The organism is Xanthomonas phaseoli pv. dieffenbachiae (assembly GCF_008639345.1).
GTDB classification, from domain to species: domain Bacteria; phylum Pseudomonadota; class Gammaproteobacteria; order Xanthomonadales; family Xanthomonadaceae; genus Xanthomonas; species Xanthomonas phaseoli.
In genome coordinates this window covers 2287719-2307135 of the sequence record NZ_CP041380.1, presented here as the reverse complement: position 1 = coordinate 2307135, position 19417 = coordinate 2287719, and the positions used below count along the sequence as shown (strand labels likewise).

Sequence of the window (19417 nt, the reverse complement as noted above, 5' to 3'; positions counted from 1 at the left end):
GTCAGGTCTCGGGAATCAACAGGATCTCGACGCGCCGATTGCGCGCACGGTTGCCGGGCAATTGCGGCGGTAGCGCGATGGGCTGGGAATCGCCGGCGCCGCTGGTCTGGACGCGGCGCGGATCGCGCAAGCCGGCTGCCAACACCGCGCCCACGCTCTCGGCGCGGCGGGCCGACAACGCAAAGTTGTCCTTGAAGCGCAGCGAACGCACCGGTTGGTCGTCGGTATGCCCCACCACCACCACCCGCCCCGGCACCTGCTCCAGCGCTGAGGCGACGCGTTCGAGCAAACGGGTCTGGTCGGCATCCAGATCCGCGCTACCGCTGGGGAACATGGACTCGCTGGCCAGGCGCACGGTGCTGCGACCATCGCCCTCGGTCTGGACGCTCAGCAATCCTGCACGTTGTTCGGCCGCCAGCAGCGGTGCCAGCGCCGCTGTGGTCGCCGGCCTGGCCGCCGGGATCGGCAACGCCACCCGATCCAGGCCGATACGCGCCAGCTGCGCGCTGATCGGTGCGGTCAGCGTATTGAGCCGTGCATGCAACCACACGAACGCCAGCAGCACGATGCATAGCGAGGCCAACGTCGCAATCCACAGCGGCGTGGCCGCCGCATTGCGCAGCAACGGTGCCTGCGCGCCCTGCCAATTCGGCGACAGCTCGCCGGGCACTGGCAGACGCTGGCGCTGGATGAGTTGGTACAGCTCGGCCTGGCGGTCGGCCAGGCGCGCGCGTCCGCCCTGCTCCACCCGATAGCGACCGCCAAACCCCAGCGCCAGTGCCAGATACAGCAGCTCCAACAGGTCCAGGTGCCGCGCCGGATCGCGTGCCAGCCGATCGAGCAAATCGAAGACCTTGGCGCCACCATAGGTTTCGCCATGAAAGGTGACCAGCAAGGTGCGCTGCGACCAGCCGCTGCCCTCGCCCCAGGGCGCGGCCAGCACCGCTTCGTCCAGCAACGTGCACAGCACATAGCGCGCGGCGATGCCGGTCTTGTCGTCGATGCCCTGTTGCCGCAACTCCTGCTGGAAGCGCTGCAGGCGCGTGCTGCAATTCTCGCGCAAGGTGGCGATGTCCGGCGTCTGCGTGGAGTGTCGCAACTGCACCGCCAGCAACAGCAGCGGCGTGGCCGTACACACCACCGCATTGCCCTGCATGGCGCCGGGCGCCGCACGCATGGCGGCGTCCAGATCGGGCGGTGGTGCCGTCCGCGTCGCAGCTGGGCGTGGCGGCATCGATGCGGTGGAGCGCGGCGCCGGAGTCGCGCTGCGGACCACGGTGGCATCGTCGTCGTGCTGGTCGACTGTCTTGCTCATCTCAATTCCTCACCGCCCACAGTTCGAGTTCCAGGCCTGGAAAGCCGCTTCCGAAATGCAGCGCCACGCCACCGGAGGTGCGCAGGGTCTTCCACAGCGACGACTGCCGATCGAGTTCGAAGTAGGCGCAGCCGGCGTGATACGGCACCTGCCGCGGCGCCATCGCCAGCGCGGTCACGGCCACGCCGGGCAATTGCAGGTTCACCAGGTCGCGGATCTTCTCCACCGGGCCGATCTTCGACTCGGTGGGCAGCCGCTTGCGCAGGTCTTCGGCGCGCAGATCCGCCTTGACTGCCAGCACGAAGGCTGCCGAGTCCAACAAGGCCGGATCGGGCACCATGCCCACCCACACGCCGTACTTGCGTTGTTGCAAGGGCACCGAGATCGCCGACTGTTCGAGCACCGCGCTCAGGCTTTCGCGCAGGGACAGCACCACCGGCTCGAAGCTAGCCTGCAGTGCCTCGTGTGCATACGGAGGAAACGGCCCGCTGCGTTTGCTGGCGCGGGTGAAGGTGGCCAGCTCGCCGGCCATCGCCAGCAGCGCGCAGTACAGCGCTTCGGGATGCTCCAGCGGTGCGCTTGCCCAATGCGCCACCAGCGGTTGATAGCGATTGATCACCTGCAGCATCAGCACGTCGGCGATCTCTGCCACGCCGCCACGGTCGCTGCCGGCCACGCGTTCGGCCAGTGCCTGGCCGCGTTGGTGCAACAGCCCGAGCAACTCGGCTAGCAGTGTGGACAGGCGCGCCGCGCCTTCGATGCGGCTGGCGGTCGGGATGAAGGCATCATCGAGAATTACCCGCCGATCGGGGCGGCACTCGACGATGCGCGCCATCGGCACCTCCACCAGTCCCTCGCCCGGTTCGGACTGCAGGCGCAGGCGACTGGCCAGCACGCCCACTTCCAGCAGCACCGTGCCGGCGATGCTGCCGGACGCATCGCCGACTTCCGCCTCGCCCACGCGATACCGGGCCAGCCGGCTGCCATCGCCATCGGGCCAGGCGCTATCGGGTTGGGCGGTTGCGCGCAGCGGCAACGCCAGGCTCACCACCTGGTCTCGGCAGTTGGCCGGTACATCCAACGCCGGCGGCGCCGGATCGCGGTCGGGAATGGAGAACGGCGTGCCATCGGGAAAGCAGCCACGGGCGCGCCGGATGCCGAGCTTGCCGATGGCAAGCAGTTCCGGCTCCAGCTCCAATTGGCTGAATCCCCACGCATGCGGACGCAATGCACCGGCCTGCAGTTCCATGTAGCGCTCGAGATAGCGCTCCTGTTGTTGCATGTGCTGCGGGCGCAGGAACAAGCCCTCGCTCCAGATCACCTTGTTGTAGGGAGTCATGCTCGATCGCCGTGTGCGGGTTGGGCCTGCGCCTTGGCGCGGGCCAGCTGTTGTTCGTAGGCGCGGGCGAACTCCTCGCCGAACAGGCGGCGGAAGCGCTCGTCCGGGTCGCTGAGCAGTTCGCGGTAGTGCTGCGCGTAGCGTTTCCAGGGGCGATTGCCCCAGGCGCGCAGCGCCGAGTGGCCGGCACCTGCGTCCTCGAACCGTGCCGGGTCGAACTGGGCGAACACGTGCTCGAAGGCCGCACGCATGCCGGCCAGCAAGGCCAACTGGTGACGCCCGATGTCCTCCATCGCCTCGTCGATGGCGGCCGTGCCGGTCAGATACCCCGGACTCGACGGCGCCAACAGGCGGGCGACCGCCTCGTCCGCGGTGGCGGCGAACTTGAGCGGGTTGTTCTCGGTACGCTGGATCAGCGTGACCGGCAGCCGCAGGCTGTTCTTCAGCTCGGCGCGCGCACGCAACACATCCATCAGGCCAGCGGTCATGGCGGCGAACAGCACAGGCAGTTCGGCCGCGCCTGGCGTCGGGGCGACGGCTGGCTGCACCGTGGCCGGGACCGCCGCGGTCACCGACGCCGCGGCGCCGCGCGGTGCCGAGACCGGGGTTGGCACTGGCGCGGGCGCTGGTGTCTGCGTCTGGGTCTGCGTCGGTGTTGGCGCCGTTGCGGCATTGGCCACGGGCACGGACGGCAGCGGCGTTTGCATGCCTGCGACCGGATCTGCAACCGGCGGCAGCGCAAATTCGCTGCGCGTCAGATCCCAGTGCTCCGGCAACACCACACCCGCGGCAGCCGGCACGGCCACGGGGGCACGGTAGGCGTCAGCGGTTGCCGGCGCATGCCCCAACCCGAACGCTGCAGCATCGCCCTGGCTGCCGGCCAGCGTGAACGAAGTGGCGAACAGGGCGAGCGGGTCGGTGTCGGCGGCCCGCGTCGACGCTGGCCCAAGCTCGGCAAAGACATCGCGCTCGCGCTCCAGCGGTGGTTGCCAGGATTGCTGCGGCGGCGGCGCTACCGATAGCGTCCACGGTTCGGCGTGATTCCAGGTCTGCGTGGCGGCGGGGACCTCGGTAACGCCCGCGGCCGACACCGCCACATCGATCTCGAAGGCATCGATACGCAAGGCGTCGCCGGCGTGCAGCGGCACCGGAAAGCCGGCACGCAACGGCACACCGTTATGCAACACACCATTGGTGCTGTGGTCCTCGATGAAATAAACCCCATCGAGATGGCGCACGCTGGCATGCAGGCGCGACACGCCCTCGCCGTCGAGCACCCAGTCGCAGGAGGCATCGCGGCCGATGCGCCCGCCCTCTGCAGCGAAGCTGGCCTGCGGCCGGGCGCTGCCCGACAGCGCTTGGCCGTCGCGAACCGTCAGCGTCAGCCTGGGCGACGCCGCGTTCATGGCGCACGCTCGCGCACACGCAGTCCCGACAGCAGACGTGCCGCATCTTCGCTCCAGCGCACCAACTGCTCCTCGAAGGTCGCAGGCTCGCGTCCAGCCAGGTGCAGCAACGCCGCCACTGCCGCCGCTGCGGTCAGGTGGTCGGCCACGGGCGGACCGTCCTCGTCGCTCAGGCTGCCATCGCTCCAGGCCGCGGCCGCCGCCAGCCAGGCGCCGACCGATTGGTAGTCGTCGTCAGCGGCGAATGCGCGTGCGCTCTCGCGCTGTGTCGGGCCCGGCTGCTGCACCCACGCCTGCGCCAACCGCAGGCCTTCGCTGTCGTGGCCGCTGAGCGTTTGCGCGCGCATGCACTGGCACAACCACGCCACTGCATACGGCCTGGGCAACAAGCGCAATGCCAACGGCAACGCGTCCTGGGCAAGCCCGCGCGCCAGCAATTCGCGCACGGCAGTCTCCGGCGCCATCTCCGGCACCAGGGCGGCGTGCGCGGAGGGAGAGAGCCGCATCTGCCGCGCGGCGGGAAGGATCTGCAACATGGCGGTCCTCAGGCGATGATGGGCGGAGTGCCCTTGAGCACGGCCGGACCGGACGACTGCAATAGCAGCGCCGCATTGGCACGCGCGGTGGTCACGGCGTTGGATTGCAACAGCACCGCGGCGTTGGAGCGCAGGGTCAAGTTGGCCATCGCGCTGACATCGACACTGACCCCGCCCTGGATGCCGACGCTGACGCGTCCATCGAGCGTGAGCCGGGTGCCGCTGAGCACGATCTCGCCGCTGGCCTTCAGCTGCAGGCGGGCCACGCCTGTCACCAGCTCGATCTCGCTGCCGGCCTGGATGCGCAGCGCCTTGCCCACGTCCAAACGGTCGTTGCCGCCAACGCTGTGGCTGCGTTCGCGTTTGACCTCGGCGGTCTCGTTGCGGTCGACGGTGACGAAATGGTCGTTCTCCACTTCGTGGCGCAGATCGCGCTGCGCATGCAGCAGCAGCTCCTCGTTGCCCTTCTTGTCGTCGAAACGGATTTCGTTGTAGTCCTCGGTGCCGCCCAACAGGCTGCGGCTCTTCACTCCGCTGCGGGTGCGGTGCTCGGGCAGCGCATACGGCGGCATCTGGTCGGCGTTGTAGACGCTGCCGATGATCAGCGGGCGATCCGGATTGCCTTCCAGAAAGCTCACCACCACCTCCTGGCCAACACGCGGAATATGCTGCGCGCCCCAGCGTTTGCCCGCCCATGCCTGCGCTACGCGCACCGGACACGAACAGTCGGCGTTCGGCGTGCCCGGCGGGCTCCAGAAGAAATTCACCTGGATGCGGCCGTGTTGGTCGACCGCGATGTCTTCCGGCGTCTTGCCATCGACCACCGCGGTCTGCAAGCCGGCGATGCTGGGACGCGGTGTGGTCTGCGGGGTGCGGAACGGCTGTCGGCTGCGCAGCGCACGGAAGGTGGAGGCGAACGGCTCGGCGACCGTCTCGCCACCGGAGACGTAGTCCACTTCGACCAGTTCGGTGTCCGCGCTGGTCACCAGGTATTCCTGGTTGTGCTCGGCCAGCGGGAAGTCGCGCAGCTTGAACAATGCGCCGACCTGCAGGCCGCAGGCATCGGTCCAGCCCAGGTACTGCGCCTGCGCCACGTTGAGCGCTTCGGCGCGCACCTGTGCATGTCGGCGGCCAGCCGCGACATCGAGATGCTCGCCTGGGTAATCGAACACCTCCAGCTCGCCCAACGCCGGCCCGGAGGACTCGGCCGGGGGCTCGTCCACCCGCAGCGAGGCCTTGGGCTTGAGATAGTCGTAGTCGTCCAACCGCACGCGCGTGCTGTGCGCGCTGCGCGCCAGCGACCAGTCGGTGATCGCGTCCTTCATCCGGCTGCCCTTCTGCCCGGGCGGGCAGTACGGAATCTGCGCGAAAGGCGCCACCGCCTCGTGGCCGCCGAGGCTGTCGGCCAGCACCAGCGTGTGCGTGCTGGCGCTGTGCTCGAAGTAGTAATAGATGCCTTCCTGCTCCATCAGCCGGCTGACGAAATCCAGCCCGCTCTCGCGGTATTGCACGCAATATTCGCGTGGCCGGTAGCTCGCGCTCAGGCGCAGCTTGACGTCGGTGCAGCCAACGTCGGCCAGCAATGCGCGCACCAGCTCCGGTACGCTCTTGTTCTTGTAGATGCGGCAATCGCGGCGCTGCCCGAGCAGCCATAGCCTAGGCACCAGCGAGAACGCATAAGTGGCGTAGCGCAAGCCCTCGATCTGTTCGAAACCCGTCTGCTCGGCCTCGGCGACGATGCCGTGGTAATGCCGCACATAGCCCTGCGGCGAGGTGATCTTGATCGCCATCGGCCTGCCCAGCAGAGCACGCAGGTCGATCGCCACATCGCGGCTGATCCCATGCAAGGCGAACGCATAAGGGCGCCCCAATTCTTCGTGCGCGCTCATTCGCACAAAGCGCAGCGTCTTGCCTAGCGGTGACTGCAGGGTAATGGCATGGGCCATGGTCAGGCTCCCGGAGTGGTCTTGCGGCACGTAGGCGCGGGGATCGATGGCATGCGATGACTGTGCCGGCCGCGCTGGAGTGCGGGAAATCGAAAATCGCGATGCCACACATGCCGGCGACGAGTAGGTCTTTCCGCCCACGCCATGGCATCGCCTCAACGCCCGGCATGCCCTCTCAACGGATCAGCTGCTGGATCTGGGCGAGCACCCGCGCATAGTCCGTGCTCGACAGGATGTAATCCCCGTTGTCCCATGCCAGTCCGCAGCGACCGCCGTCGGTCTTGGCGACCGGCATCCGGGTCACACCATCGCCACAACTCCCGGGCAACGTGCATGCATCGGTGGTGAATTCCAATATCAGCCCGCGCAGCGGTCGCTCTGCAGGACGCCCTGCCTTCTGGCCGACGAACTGATCCCATTCCTGCCGGCACCACTGGCTGTCCCTGAACTCGTCCGTGTAGCAAAACAGCATCAACTGCGCCTGGCGCATCGCCGCCTGGTAGAGCGCATTCCAGTCCTCGCGCATCGCCCCGATCGGCAGTGCGCCGGTCGGCGAACGCATATGCGCACGGGTATCGGGGGCAACCTTGGCACGATCGTCGATGGACCGCGACACGATCGAATCGACATACACCGCATCGATGTCGTACAGGCCAAGGCTCTTCATCAACTCGCTGCGCAGCCAGTGCATGAAGGTCGAGCCATGGTTGGCCATGGCGAAGCTGGTGAGGATCCTGCAGCTCATGCGCTTACCTCCGGGAAGAGCCGCTCACGCCGACGCCGACTAGCCGGCACGGGTCAGCGGCGTGATGACGCAGATGGAACTGCGCAAGATCGCCAAGCATCGCCCTGGCAAGCGGTTTGCCGAGCGCCTTTCGAACCTCCGCCTGATGGTGTTGCCGGCGTTCTACACACTGGAAACGGCGCAATGAGGGCGTGGGCCATGATCAGCGCACGTCTGGCTCACGCCGCGTTGCCTTGACCGAAGTGACCACGCACCTCCGTCATCATCCGGGCGACCTTGCTCTTGCTGGTCACGAAGAAATCTTTCTTGACATGGGTTTTCGCCGGCTGCGCCGCTGCGGTCAGCCCTTCCAATTGGAGGTTCGATCGCTCGACCAGCTTGCGTGCATGCCGGACCGTCGGCGCGATCTTGCTCTCCTGCATCGTCTCCAACTGCCGCATCCAGCCAGGCAGTCCGATATCGGCAACAAACAGGTTGGCCACGCTCGATGTATCGGCACTGATCAGCAGATAGCAGCCCAGGATCGGGCAATCCCTGAACACCTCGATGCTCAGCGAAGACGGCGTCTGCAGCCAGCGGTTGCCCGCACGCATTTCCTTGATGTCCATGCCGATGACGGTGAGCTTGAGCACGAAATCGGCAATGAACCCGGCAATGCCAGGCCCCATGGTCGAGGCGACGCCCATGTCCAACGAGAGGCCGGCAAACTTGGTCGCCAGGCCGACACTTTGATTGGCCCAGTCGATCCCGCCGATCAGCAGCTGCGTCTCGATGATGTGCTGCACCGAATCCACCGCTGCCTGCGGCGTACCGCTGCGGAAGCCGGAACGATAGTCGCCGGCCACCATCTTGTAACGCATATGGGTGTCGCCGATGACCTGGGCCGATATTTCGGCCCACTTCTTGGCGGAGTAGAAGATCCCGATGATCGGCAGGATCTCCTTGCACAACTCGCCTGCCGCTTCGGATCCAAGTGCCGCCACGATCTCGTGGAAGCCCTCCACGTCCGCAGCGTCGGCGACGAATTTCTCTGCCGCCGCGGTAATCTTCGGGATGGCCGCCTCTGTGACCTTGTCCTTGATCATCTGCTGGAACTCGTAGATCGCCACGCCGGTGCCGAATGCGTTGCCGGACGCGTAGCCGCGCTTGCCAAAGCTCAGGCGGGTGCCGTTGAAGGTCTGGAACAGCAGATTCCGACGCGCCTTGGCGACGACCGCCAGCGCATCGAATTCTTCGCGACTCAGGGCAGATGTGGTCATACAAGTCCTCGTGGTAGTGGGCGTGCCTACTGCGGAGGGCGCATCGATACCGCCGGCCCCAATCCGCGTCCCGTTGGGCACAGAACGCCCGGGATGATTTGACAGGCAGGGCGTCGATCGAGGAAATCAAACCTGGCGATGACACGCATCTGCACCACCGATACCGCGTCCAGACCTATCTGGTGGATTGCTGTGCGATGGAATGCAATCGCGCACAAAGGCGAAATCCTGAATCACCGCTCGCGGCATTCCCGCGCCGGGCCAATACATCTGCAGCATGTGTCTGCTTCACCGTGGCCAGCGCCAGTCATCCTCGATGACGCCCACGCTTGTCTGTCCCTGGCTCATCCACATGCCTGTTTCAAGCGTGCCTTGACGCGCTCCCGGTCCGCCACGCTGAAGCACGTTATCCGGCCATCCATGTTCAGCGATATGAGGCATTTATTGTCGGTTGCCCGATACACCGAGTAGACGATGTAGTCCGCCACATCCACGTGCGTGCAATGCACCTCGATACCCACTTCAAGATGGGTCTTACCTCGAAGGTGTTCCTCGACCACCGACATGTACGTATTGAGTGCGTAGTGCCCTGCAACCAGGTTGGCGGCAATCGTCGATCCTCCAAGCGATACGGCCTGTAGATGGCACCACTCGTAGTGGTCGCGCGAGCCCAACGTGAAACGCCCTGCATTCGGCGCACCAAATTTCTGTGCATGCTCCCAAGCTGCAGCACCCATGGGTAATTTCGTGTTCTTCTGGCGTTCCCCGGGTAGCGCCGCTGCGATCCTCGTGCGAGGCAGTTGCTTGAGCGTGAGACCGGATGGCGGCCCAAGCCGCAGATTGGTCTCCATGTCATGCGTGGTGAAACGCATCGCGGGCGTGTACTGCTCGGCCGGGGCCCAGGCGTCATCCTCGCTTTCGCGCGTCTTTCTGCGCTTGGCATCCGGCATCTGGTCCTCGTCATCCGAGGCGTCTGCATAGTTGACCCGTGCGCGCTTGCGGCTTACGTCCCGCCTCGCCACCTGAAACTCGTACAGGCGGCCGGCTTCAGCCGTGGTTCTACGGGTAATCAGCTGTCCGAACGGATGCAGTGTGCCCACGCAGTGCTCGACCAGACAGCCGATGTGATGGTTCTCGCGAACAAGGCGATTGAAGGTTTCCAACCCGATCGCCATTTTGTCCCCGCAGGCACTGCACTTGATTCGCCTCCAGCTCACCGACACATCCTCCTTGTTGAGTTACGAGATCGCGTAAGAGAAGCGTGTGTCGTGTCCCGTGATCCGTACACTCGTCGCGCGCGTACCCGCGATCTGCCGCGCCAAAAACTCCCGACTGATCTCCGGCAACATCGAATTGGTCAAAATCGCATCAATCATCCGCCCACCCGACTCGCTCTCGGTACACCGGCTCACCACCAGCTCAACAACTGAATCGTCGTACTCGAACGGAATCCTGTAGCGCTCCTCGATCCGCTGCTTGATGCGGTTCAACTGCAGCCGCACGATCTGCCCGAGCATGGCGTTACTGAGCGGGTAATACGGAATCGCCACCAATCGTCCAAGCAATGCCGGCGGAAACACCTTCAACAATGGCTCGCGGATCGCCTTGGCCATGGCTTCCGGATCCGGCATCAATTCCGGGTCCTTGCACAGGCTGGCGATGAGGTCGGTGCCGGCGTTGCTGGTGAGGATGATCAAGGTATTGCGGAAGTCGATGCGGCGGCCTTCGCCGTCTTCCATCCAGCCCTTGTCGAAGACCTGGAAGAACAATTCGTGCACGTCCGAGTGGGCCTTCTCCACTTCGTCCAACAGCACCACCGAGTACGGCTTGCGTCGCACCGCTTCGGTCAGCACGCCGCCCTCGCCGTAGCCGACATAGCCCGGGGGTGCGCCCTTGAGCGAGGAGACGGTGTGTGCCTCCTGGTACTCGCTCATGTTGATGGTGATCAGGTTCTGCTCGCCGCCATACAGGGTTTCCGCCAGTGCGAGTGCGGTTTCGGTCTTGCCGACGCCGGAGGTGCCGGCGAGCAGGAACACGCCGATCGGTTTGTCCGGGTTGTCCAGGCCGGCGCGGGGCGTGGTCCTGGCCGATCACGCGCTTGGCCAGTAGCTCGGGCAGGCGCAGGACGGTGTCGATCTCGTTGCGCGCCATGCGCCCGACCGGGATGCCGGTCCAGTCGGCGACCACGGCGGCCACCGCCTGGTAGTCGACCGTGGGCAGGATCAAGGGCGATTCGCCTTGCAAGGCGGCTAGTTCGGCCTGCACCAGCTGCAGGCGTGCGAGCAGCGTGTCGCGATCCACGCGTATTGGCGCTTCGAGTACGGCAGTGTCGCCAGACGCTGCCTGTGCGACAGCGGCATCGGCATCGGTGTCAGCCTCGGCCTCTGCTTCCAACGCACTACCGGTGCCTTCCACCGGCGCATTGCTGCTGCGCAGTCGTGCGCGCAGCGACAGCAGCTCGTCGACCAACGCCTTTTCGGCACCCCAGCGTTGCTCCAGATCACGTAGGCGGCCGTGCTCGCTTTCCAGCAGGCCGGCACAGGTAGCAGCACGCTCCTCCACCACGATGCCAATCGCACGCTCGCGTTCGATGATGGCGTGCTCGGTGTCCAGCGCTTCGATGCGGCGGCGGCTGTCGTCCACCTCGGCCGGCGTGGCGTGCAGGCTGACCGCGACGCGCGCGCAGGCGGTGTCGAGCAGGCTCACCGATTTGTCCGGCAGCTGGCGCGCGGGGATATAGCGGTGGCTGAGCTTGACGGCCGCTTCCAGCGCTTCGTCCAGGATCTGCACGCGGTGGTGTTGTTCCATCGTCGAGGCGACGCCGCGCATCATGCGCACCGCCTTGGCTTCGTCCGGCTCGTCCACCTGCACGGCCTGGAAGCGCCTGGTCAGTGCAGGATCTTTCTCGATGTACTTCTTGTACTCGGCAAAGGTGGTCGCGCCCACGGTGCGCAGCGTGCCGCGTGCCAGCGCCGGCTTGAGCAGGTTGGCGGCATCGCCGGTACCGGCCGCGCCACCGGCGCCGACCAGGGTGTGGGTTTCATCCACGAACAGGATGATGGGCTTGGGGCTGGCCTGCACTTCGTCGATCACCGCGCGCAGGCGCTGTTCGAACTCGCCCTTCATGCTGGCGCCTGCCTGCAACAGGCCCACGTCCAGCGTGCGCAGTTGCACGTCCTTCAATGCAGGCGGCACATCGCCACGGGCGATGCGCTGGGCGAAGCCTTCCACCACCGCGGTCTTGCCGGCACCGGCCTCGCCGACCAGGATCGGGTTGTTCTGGCGGCGGCGCATCAGGATACCGACCACCTGGCGAATCTCGTCGTCGCGGCCGATGATCGGATCGAGCTTGCCCTCGCGCGCTTGTGCGGTGAGGTCGGTGGTGAATTTCTTCAGCGCTTCCTGCTTGCCCATCGCGGCCGGGGCGATGGCGCCGCTGGCCTCGCCCGGTGCAGCGGACTGACCTAGCGAAAATCCATCGCTGGGCAGCAGGCCGCCTTCCGGCGAGCCGGCGACGATCTGCGCGAAGTGCTCGTCCAACACTGCAGGCTTGAGCTTGTCGAACTCCTTGGAGATCGCCAGCAATGCATTACGCAAGCCACGTTCGCTGAGCATGCCGACCACCAGGTAGCCGGTGCGCACCTGCGCCTCCCCGAAGCTGAGCGAGGCATACACCCAGCCGCGCTCGACCGCTTCTTCGACATTGGCCGACAGGTCGGTGACGGCGGTGGAGCCGCGCGGCAGGCCATCCAGCGCGGTGGTGACATCGCGCGCCAACGCGGAAGGATTGAGCTGGAAATGCTTGACGATGCGGTGCAGGTCCGAGTCCTGCAGTTGCAGCAATTGATGCAGCCAGTGCACCAGCTCCACGTACGGGTTGCCGCGCAGCTTGCAGAACACGGTGGCGCTTTCGATACCGCGATAGGCCAGTGGATTGAGCTTGCCGAACAAGGCGGCGCGGCTGATGTCTGCCATGGGAACTCCAGGGGAAGGCGGAAGCGGAGAGAAGGATCAGGACGGCGCGAGTACGAGCTGGTCGGCGTCGACCGGGCGACGGTAGTGACCGAGCCAGAGCGACAAGCCCATGCGCTGGCCCTGCCCCATCAGCGGCAGCGGCACATCCTGGCGTGCCAGCACCAACTGCAGGTCCCAGGCCTGCTCGTCGCCCACGTAGCCACGCACGGCGGCGGTGAGTACATCCAACGCGTCGCCGCCGGGCAGGAACTCGCGATAGCGCGCGATGTCCAGCGGGCCGATGCGCAGGCGAAAGCGATGCTGGGCATTGCGCGCCAACGCGCCCAGCGTGGCTTCCCGGCCCAGGCGCGCGGCTGCCAGCCCCATGCGCAACCGTCCGTCTTCGGGCAACGGCAGCCAGTTGGCGACGAACTCCTGCACCTGCACCGGGACGTCGAACAGCCCGACCAGCACGGCACGCAGGCCTTCGGCATTGCGTGCCTGGGCGACGAAGCGGCCGGCGAAATGGCGACGCGCGGCGAGCGGCATCGCATCGCGCCCACGCAGCGCGGGCTGGTCCACACCGGTCAGCGCATCCAGCCGCGCGCCGAAGCGGTCTTCGCCCGGGCGGTCCATCTGCACGGTGGGACGCGCATCGGCCCAGGCGCGATACCACAGCGCGATCATCCGATGGTGGAACATATCGGCGAACGCGGCAAAGGTCGGGTCGCCGGCGCCTTCGCGTTCGATGGCGTGTTCGGTCAGGTGCAAGGGCAGCGCGCCATGCGGTCCGAACAATCCCAATGACAACGTGCGCAGCGTCGGCGGGCGGCCGTCCGCAGCGACCTGCAGGCTGTCGATATCGCGCGGCGGAAATTCCAGCGACGCCCGCTGGCCCAACCGCACGGGCTCGTCGAGCGGCCGCGCCGCCTGGCCCAGCCGCGGCTGCGCCGGATGCGCGCACTCCAGCCGACGCAAGGCTTCGAACAGCTCGAAGTCCTGCGGTTGCGCATCCAGCCGCGCCAGCAAGGCTACAGAATCGGTCGATTGCCGAGATGGGCTGGCCATCGGGCGACCTCGTTGCGTTCGAGCGTGCACAGCACGGTCTCGGTAAAGGAATTCAGCGATGCCTGGCGGGCGAACACATGCCGCAGCACCGAGGCAAGCAAATACACGCCCTGCCCTTCGAAGGCGGCATCGTCGCAGGTTAGAGTGATCTCTAGACCGCGACCGTAGGTGGCCGGGCCCGGCACCGGAATGCGCCGCACGATCGGGCGCGAGGCGATGCGGCGTACGCCGTCCACCTGTCGCCGCGCCGCGGCATCGTGCGGGTCGTGGTACAGCGTGAGCATCTCGCGCAGCGCAGTGGCGCCGTCGTCGCCGGCATCCAGCAGCGAGAGATAGTTCAACTGCAAGTGGCTGATCAGGCGCCAGCGGGTGTCGCCGGCGGTAATGCCCGAGCGTGGCCGTGTCGGCCCGGCCACGCAGCGGATCGACGCTACCGGACCGCCTTCATCGAGTACGAAATCGGTGTTGGACTTGCCCACCGGCATATGCAACGGCAAGTCGCGGTTGCTGCACCACAGCTGCATACCCAGTTGCCGCAGCTGGTGCGGATATGGCGCCTGGTCGCCATCGACCAACGACAGGAACACCTCGCTGCCGACATAGCTCGAACGTGGCCCGCTGCGACGCTGCGCGGTCGATAGCCGTCGCGGCTGCCGCCGCAGCGCATAGAAGGCCGCCGAGCGCCGTTCATGCCAGCTGCGTGGCTGCGCACCGTAGAACGGCTCGAAGCGTTGCATCGGCGTGTTGCTGTCGCCGAAGCCTTCGACCTGTTCCACGCCATGGATCTCGAAGTCCATCGGTCGCGTGCGGTCGGCCAGCACATGATGCTCGGAGATGCCCGGGTGCAGATGGATGCGATCGCCGCGCTGGGCGAACAGATTGATGGCCGGCGTGCAATGCAGGCGGAAGTTGCTCGCATCCACCGCGTTATCGAGCCGCTCCACGGCGCGATCGAACCACACCACGATCTCGAACTCCGCGCAGGCTGCGCGCGGCAGCACCTGCGCCAGGCCGTCGAAAGCGGCGAACATGAAGCGCTCCGGGCAGGCGAAGTATTCCTGCAGCAGCCGATAGCCGCTGAAGGAGCGCTCGCTGCGCGGCAGCAACGCCTGCTCGTCGTCGAAGCCCTGCGGCTGCAGATGCTCGGGGCCGAACGTGCGGCTGAGCGGTTGCCCGTCCGCGGAACGCGCGCGCACCACGAACCCCAGCGCATTGGCATGCAGTTGTTCGTAGAGATTGCCGGCCAGGCCATCGGCACCGGTGATGAAGATCGGCAGCGTGTCCAGCGCCAACATGTCCAGGCGCAAGCCGGCATGGACATTGAAGCCCAGGCGCAGGCCGGCGCGCGCGCGCGGCTCGACCGGTATGCCGAGCGTGGCCAGCGCTGCCGGCGAGGCCAGGTAGCTGGCGGCGGTCAGACGCAGCGGCCACAGCGTCACCGGATGCGCGGTCCGATACTCGCAGGCAGTACGATCGCCATGGCCGATCAGCGAGCGCAAGGCGCTGCCCCGCGCCACCAGATGCCCCGCCGGGCCGATGTCTTCGCCCTGCTCCGGCTGCAGCTCCACCACCGCCATCGACGGCACCGGCGACAGGAAATGCGGGTACAGCATTTCCATCAGGTGCTGCGCGAACACCGGCTGCTGCGCCTCCAACTCGAGCTGCACGCGTGCGGACAGAAACGCGAAGCCTTCCAGCAGACGTTCGACATACGGGTCGGCGCAGTCGATGCCTCTCATGCCCAGCCGGCCGGCGACCTTCGGATAGGCCTGCGCGAACTCCGCACCCATCTCGCGTACGTGCTGCAACTCGCGGTTGTAGTGATGGAGCAGGCGCGGGTCCATGGCTCAGTGCGCCCCGGACGACAGGCTGAAGCGACCGGTTTCCAGGTCGAGATCGGTGCGCAGATACAGCGCCAGCGGCAGCGGCTGCGCCCACAGTTCGGAATCGATGACGAAGGACAGCGACATCCGGTCCATGCGCCCGGTATCCACCTTGGCGGTGACCTGCAGGCTGGCCGCAGCCAGGCGCGGTTCGAAGGCCACGATGGCGGCATGAATGCGATTCTGCAGTTCGGCCACGTCCAGCCCGACCAGGCGGGCGCCGGCCAGATCGGGAATGCCGTAGTTGAGCACCGAGGTGGCGACATGCGGATACGCCTGCAGCGCATCCTCATGCCAGTGCCGGGTGCAGTTGAGCAGCCAGGCCAGGTCGCGTATGACGCAGTCGCGCAGCTTGGCCGGACCGATCGCACGCGCGTCGCGACTCTCCGCCAGCTCGTGCCGGCGGTCGTCGATCAAACGGTCCAGCAGCGAGGGCTGCAAGCGCTCTTGTTGACTCAGTTCGGCCATGGCGTGCCCACCACGGCGGTATCGAATGCGATGTGGCGGATGTCGAGCACGGGATAGTCGCCCGCGTCGCCGGCCAGCAGGCGCTGCCCCAGACCGCGTGCAGACAACTCCTCGCCCTCCCAGGCAGTGCACTGGCCGAGGCGGATCGTGCCGTCCTGGCTGTGCTGGCTGCCGGGGTAACGGCATGGCACCACGCCGCGCGTACGCGCGCCGCTGCGCCATTGGATCTCCACCGATTGCCACAGCAGGTCGCGCAAGCTGGTGGGAGCCTCGAAGCGCAGGCTACGCAGTTGGGCGAACGGCACCCAGGCGTAGCCCGCTTCGAGGATGACCTCCAGGCACGGTCCAAAACGCGGATCGGCATCCGCCAGCCAATCGAATCGCTGGCCATCGATCTGGCCAGCGACAGCGTCGGCCTGCGCAAGCGCCAACGCACGCCGCTGCGCGGCCTGCGCCGGAGCGCCCTCACCATCGTGCTGCAAGGCCTGCAGCAAATCGTGCTGCCACGGTGGCACCTGGCCAGGCATCAACGGCATCATTCGCCCGGCCAGCACCTGCTCGCGTTCGAGCTCGGCGTTGAGAATGCGCGCATAGGCGCTTGCGAACGCAGTCCAGCCCTGATCGAGCTCGGCAGTCAGCCCGAGTTGCTGCTGCGCCCGCTCCCATTCGCCAGCCACGGCCAGCAACTGAAACAGGCCGATACGCCCATTCGCATCGGCGGGGCATTGCCGCACCCACGCCTTGGCAGTCGCCAGCGACGCCTCGGGGTTGCCCGCCTTGAGCAGGCGGGCGCAGGTCTGTTCGGGATGGACGGCGGACATCGACATCGGCGCTCCAGTCGGACTGCGTTGGCTCAGGACTTCTTCACTTCCTGCATGTTGAAGGTGAAGTCCTTGGTGCCGCCCTGCTTCTTGCCCTTGTCGTCCTGCGGCTGGAACGAGTACTTGAACTTGCCGAAATGCAGGGTCACGTTCTCGGTCAGACGATCTTCGCCACCGCTGCCGCCGGTGGACACCGAGGTGATCATCACGCCCTCGCTGAGCTCGATGGTGACGTAATCGGTCTGCTCGCCGGTGGCGTTGGTCACGTACAGCGTGGCCGAGTCCACGCGCGCGCCCGTGCAGCAGGCATTGAGCAAGGCGTTGGAGCAGCTGTCGATGTACTTGGTGATGGAAATATCCTGCACGTTGGCCTTGCCGCCGGCCGCATATCCGGCGCCGGTGTGCAGGTTGCCGGTGTTACTGGTGCCCCACGACCAGGCAATGATCGGCACCTCGTCCTTGTGCTTGGAATGGTTGGACGCGCCTTTGATCTCGACGTCGCCGGAGCCGAATTTGAGATGCATATCGAAAGCCATGAAACTTCTCCAGTGGTGGATGGTGCAGGAAGGGAAAGCCGATCCCGCGGCTACGTCAGTCGCAGGTCGTCAGTCTTGAAGCGAAGCGTCTAACCGATCAGGCGGCTTGCGCCGATGGCAAGCGCGAGACCAGGCGTAGCGAGACCGTCAGGCCTTCGAGCTGGTAATGCGGGCGCAGGTAGAACTTGGAGGTGTAGTAGCCGGGATTGCCCTCGACCTCTTCGACCACCACTTCGGCGGCGGCCAAGGGCTTGCGCGCCTTGGTTTCCTCGCTGGAATTGGCCGGGTCGCCGTCGACGTAGTTCATCACCCAATCGGTCAACCAGCTCTGCATCTGCTGGCGCGTGCTGAATGAGCCGATCTTGTCGCGCACGATGCACTTGAGGTAATGCGCAAACCGGCAGCAAGCGAACATGTATGGCAAGCGTGCGCTCAGCGCCGCATTGGCGGTGGCATCCGGGTCGTCGTACTCCTCCGGTTTGCCCAGCGACTGTGCACCGATGAAGGCTGCCATGTCGGTGTTCTTGCGATGCACCAGCGGCATCAAGCCCATCTTGTCGAGTTCGGCCGAACGGCGGTCGGTAATGGCCACCTCGGTCGGGCACTTCATGTCGACACCACCATCGTCGGCCGGGAAGGTATGCGTCGGCAGGCCTTCCACCGCCCCACCCGACTCCACGCCGCGAATGCGCGTGCACCAACCGTACTGCTTGAACGAGCGGTTGATGTTGACTGCCATCGCGTAGGCTGCGTTCTGCCAGGTGTAGCGCGACGAATCGGCGCCCTGGGTGTCTTCCTCGAAGTCGAACGCTTCCACCGGATCGGTCTTGGCTCCGTACGGCAAGCGCGCCAGCGTGCGCGGCATGGCCAGCGCCAGGTACTTGGCATCCTCGCTCTGGCGCAGCGAGCGCCACGCCGCGTAGTCGGGGGTGGAGAAGATCTTGGCCAGATCGCGCGGATTGGACAGCTCGCTCCAGCTTTCCATGCCCATCAGACTGGGGCTGGCGGCGGCAATGAAGGGCGCATGCGAAGCGGCGGCGATCTGGCTGATGCCGCGCAGCGTGTCGACATCCTGCGGGCTATGGTCGAAGTGATAATCGCCAATCAGGCAGCCATATGGTTCGCCACCCAGCTGACCGTACTCGGCTTCGTAAATTTTCTTGAACACCGGGCTTTGGTCCCAGGCCGTGCCCTTGAAGCGCTTGAGGTTCTTGGCGAGCTCCTTCTTGGACACGTTGAGCACGCGGATCTTCAACTGCGTATCCGATTCGGTGTTGCTCACCAGATAGTGCAGGCCGCGCCATGCCCCCTCCAGCGCCTGGAATTGCGGGGCGTGCAGGATGAGGTTGAGCTGCTCGGTGATCTTGCGGTCGATCTCGGCAACATACGCATTGATGGTCTGCGCGAGATCGTCGCTGATGATGTCGCTACGCTCCAGCACCTGTTCGGCCAGGGTACGCACCGCCAACCGCACTTCTTCGCCGGCGCGTTCGCTGCGCGGACGGAATTCGCGGGTCAGCAGCGCCGCAAAGTCGTCGGATTGACTGGTTAGCGGCTGGGCATCGGCAAGGTCTTGGGCAGCGGAAGAATTCTGGGTCGCCATGGGGTTACTCGTCCGTCGACTTGGGGGCTGCGACCAGCGAGCGCAGCAGGGTGGGATCCTTGATCGCATCGGCGATCAAGCGCTCGGCGCCGGCCTTGCCGTCGAGATAGGTGCCCAGATTGGCCAGTTGGGTGCGCGCTTCCAGCAGCTCGGCCAGCGGTGCCACCTTTTTCACCACGGCGGTGGGCGAAAAATCGTCCAGGCTGTCGAAGGTGATATCGACTGGCAACTCGCCGCTGCCGGTGAGGGTGTTGGAAACGCTCATTGCCACCCGCGGTTGCATGGCACGCAGCCGGCTGTCGAAATTGTCGACATCGATTTCAACTGCCTCGCGTGCTTCCAGCGCCGGCAGGTTTTCCGTATTGGCACCGGACAGATCCGACAACACCCCCATGACGAACGGAACCTGCACCTTCTTTTGCGAGCCGTAGATTTCGACGTCGTATTCGATCTGCACGCGAGGCGCGCGATTCCTGGCAATGAACTTCTGACTGCTGCTGCGAACGGACATGCGACCTCCGATGATCTGCGTGGTTGC

16 protein-coding genes and 1 pseudogene are annotated in these 19417 nt (G+C 65.9%); 1 reads left to right on the top strand and 16 read right to left on the bottom strand.

The annotated features are described in order from the left end of the window. Position 1: 1 nt before the first annotated feature. The 6 genes from icmH to FLG15_RS10435 all read right to left on the bottom strand — a co-directional run bounded on the left by icmH (position 2) and on the right by FLG15_RS10435 (position 7287). Entirely contained in the window at positions 2-1315 is a 1314-nt protein-coding gene (gene icmH, locus FLG15_RS10460) for a type IVB secretion system protein IcmH/DotU (protein ID WP_057679001.1), read from the bottom strand. Between the two features lies 1 nt (position 1316). Beyond that, the gene (gene tssK, locus FLG15_RS10455; protein ID WP_057679000.1) at positions 1317-2654 is read right to left on the bottom strand and encodes a type VI secretion system baseplate subunit TssK; all 1338 of its coding nucleotides are present in this window, start codon (positions 2652-2654) and stop codon (positions 1317-1319) included. Then, positions 2651-4060, bottom strand: coding sequence for a type VI secretion system-associated FHA domain protein TagH (gene tagH, locus FLG15_RS10450; RefSeq protein WP_057678999.1), 1410 nt, complete (start codon positions 4058-4060; stop codon positions 2651-2653). The genes tssK and tagH overlap by 4 nt, the downstream gene beginning before the upstream one ends. Beyond that, on the bottom strand, positions 4057-4596 hold the full coding sequence (locus FLG15_RS10445) for a DUF6931 family protein (protein WP_057678998.1): 540 nt from the start codon (positions 4594-4596) through the stop codon (positions 4057-4059). The genes tagH and FLG15_RS10445 overlap by 4 nt, the downstream gene beginning before the upstream one ends. A gap of 8 nt (positions 4597-4604) precedes the next feature. Further along, positions 4605-6542 carry a type VI secretion system Vgr family protein gene (locus FLG15_RS10440; protein ID WP_057679011.1) on the bottom strand — a complete coding sequence of 646 codons (1938 nt, stop codon included), beginning with the start codon at positions 6540-6542 and terminating at the stop codon, positions 4605-4607. Between the two features lie 175 nt (positions 6543-6717). Beyond that, positions 6718-7287 (bottom strand): toll/interleukin-1 receptor domain-containing protein, encoded by a 570-nt coding sequence (locus tag FLG15_RS10435; RefSeq protein ID WP_170922394.1) that lies wholly within the window; start codon positions 7285-7287, stop codon positions 6718-6720. 64 nt (positions 7288-7351) lie between these two features. Here FLG15_RS10435 and FLG15_RS23420 point away from each other — a divergent pair, with 64 nt between their 5' ends. Then, on the top strand, positions 7352-7474 hold the full coding sequence (locus FLG15_RS23420; RefSeq protein ID WP_257721559.1) for a hypothetical protein: 123 nt from the start codon (positions 7352-7354) through the stop codon (positions 7472-7474). A 31-nt stretch (positions 7475-7505) separates the two neighbouring features. Here the strand turns inward: FLG15_RS23420 and FLG15_RS10430 are convergent, their stop codons facing one another. The 10 genes and pseudogenes from FLG15_RS10430 to tssB form a co-directional block, all read right to left on the bottom strand. Then, positions 7506-8627, bottom strand: coding sequence for a hypothetical protein (locus FLG15_RS10430; RefSeq protein WP_150146053.1), 1122 nt, complete (start codon positions 8625-8627; stop codon positions 7506-7508). A 263-nt stretch (positions 8628-8890) separates the two neighbouring features. After that, positions 8891-9721 (bottom strand): hypothetical protein, encoded by an 831-nt coding sequence (locus FLG15_RS10425; protein WP_057678996.1) that lies wholly within the window; start codon positions 9719-9721, stop codon positions 8891-8893. 63 nt (positions 9722-9784) lie between these two features. Then, positions 9785-12521: pseudogene (gene tssH / locus FLG15_RS10420) on the bottom strand (type VI secretion system ATPase TssH). Positions 12522-12557: 36 nt separating this feature from the next. Continuing rightward, the gene (tssG, locus tag FLG15_RS10415; RefSeq protein WP_057679359.1) at positions 12558-13568 is read right to left on the bottom strand and encodes a type VI secretion system baseplate subunit TssG; all 1011 of its coding nucleotides are present in this window, start codon (positions 13566-13568) and stop codon (positions 12558-12560) included. Beyond that, positions 13532-15412, bottom strand: a complete 1881-nt coding sequence (tssF, locus tag FLG15_RS10410; RefSeq protein WP_150146050.1) for a type VI secretion system baseplate subunit TssF — start codon at positions 15410-15412, stop codon at positions 13532-13534. Before tssF ends, tssG begins: the two co-directional genes overlap by 37 nt. Before the next feature lie 3 nt (positions 15413-15415). Beyond that, the gene (gene tssE, locus FLG15_RS10405; RefSeq protein WP_057679357.1) at positions 15416-15919 is read right to left on the bottom strand and encodes a type VI secretion system baseplate subunit TssE; all 504 of its coding nucleotides are present in this window, start codon (positions 15917-15919) and stop codon (positions 15416-15418) included. Continuing rightward, positions 15907-16740 (bottom strand): type VI secretion system accessory protein TagJ, encoded by an 834-nt coding sequence (locus FLG15_RS10400; protein ID WP_057679362.1) that lies wholly within the window; start codon positions 16738-16740, stop codon positions 15907-15909. Before FLG15_RS10400 ends, tssE begins: the two co-directional genes overlap by 13 nt. Positions 16741-16772: 32 nt before the next feature. After that, entirely contained in the window at positions 16773-17276 is a 504-nt protein-coding gene (locus tag FLG15_RS10395; protein WP_057679356.1) for an Hcp family type VI secretion system effector, read from the bottom strand. 97 nt (positions 17277-17373) lie between these two features. After that, a complete protein-coding gene (tssC, locus tag FLG15_RS10390; protein WP_057679355.1) occupies positions 17374-18879 on the bottom strand; it encodes a type VI secretion system contractile sheath large subunit in 1506 nt (501 codons plus the stop codon). A 4-nt stretch (positions 18880-18883) separates the two neighbouring features. Then, on the bottom strand, positions 18884-19390 hold the full coding sequence (gene tssB / locus FLG15_RS10385; RefSeq protein ID WP_014090188.1) for a type VI secretion system contractile sheath small subunit: 507 nt from the start codon (positions 19388-19390) through the stop codon (positions 18884-18886). Between the last annotated feature and the right edge of the window lie 27 nt (positions 19391-19417).

Excerpts from the sequence above, each read along its gene's own strand:
- icmH (WP_057679001.1), bottom strand. The coding sequence starts at position 1,315 with ATGAGCAAGACAGTCGACCAGCACGACGACGATGCCACCGTGGTCCGC.
- tssK (WP_057679000.1), bottom strand. The coding sequence starts at position 2,654 with ATGACTCCCTACAACAAGGTGATCTGGAGCGAGGGCTTGTTCCTGCGC.
- tagH (WP_057678999.1), bottom strand. The coding sequence starts at position 4,060 with ATGAACGCGGCGTCGCCCAGGCTGACGCTGACGGTTCGCGACGGCCAA.
- FLG15_RS10445 (WP_057678998.1), bottom strand. The coding sequence starts at position 4,596 with ATGTTGCAGATCCTTCCCGCCGCGCGGCAGATGCGGCTCTCTCCCTCC.
- FLG15_RS10440 (WP_057679011.1), bottom strand. The coding sequence starts at position 6,542 with ATGGCCCATGCCATTACCCTGCAGTCACCGCTAGGCAAGACGCTGCGC.
- FLG15_RS10435 (WP_170922394.1), bottom strand. The coding sequence starts at position 7,287 with ATGAGCTGCAGGATCCTCACCAGCTTCGCCATGGCCAACCATGGCTCG.
- FLG15_RS23420 (WP_257721559.1), top strand. The coding sequence starts at position 7,352 with ATGACGCAGATGGAACTGCGCAAGATCGCCAAGCATCGCCCTGGCAAG.
- FLG15_RS10425 (WP_057678996.1), bottom strand. The coding sequence starts at position 9,721 with ATGGCGATCGGGTTGGAAACCTTCAATCGCCTTGTTCGCGAGAACCAT.
- tssG (WP_057679359.1), bottom strand. The coding sequence starts at position 13,568 with ATGGCCAGCCCATCTCGGCAATCGACCGATTCTGTAGCCTTGCTGGCG.
- tssF (WP_150146050.1), bottom strand. The coding sequence starts at position 15,412 with ATGGACCCGCGCCTGCTCCATCACTACAACCGCGAGTTGCAGCACGTA.
- tssE (WP_057679357.1), bottom strand. The coding sequence starts at position 15,919 with ATGGCCGAACTGAGTCAACAAGAGCGCTTGCAGCCCTCGCTGCTGGAC.
- FLG15_RS10400 (WP_057679362.1), bottom strand. The coding sequence starts at position 16,740 with ATGTCCGCCGTCCATCCCGAACAGACCTGCGCCCGCCTGCTCAAGGCG.
- FLG15_RS10395 (WP_057679356.1), bottom strand. The coding sequence starts at position 17,276 with ATGGCTTTCGATATGCATCTCAAATTCGGCTCCGGCGACGTCGAGATC.
- tssC (WP_057679355.1), bottom strand. The coding sequence starts at position 18,879 with ATGGCGACCCAGAATTCTTCCGCTGCCCAAGACCTTGCCGATGCCCAG.
- tssB (WP_014090188.1), bottom strand. The coding sequence starts at position 19,390 with ATGTCCGTTCGCAGCAGCAGTCAGAAGTTCATTGCCAGGAATCGCGCG.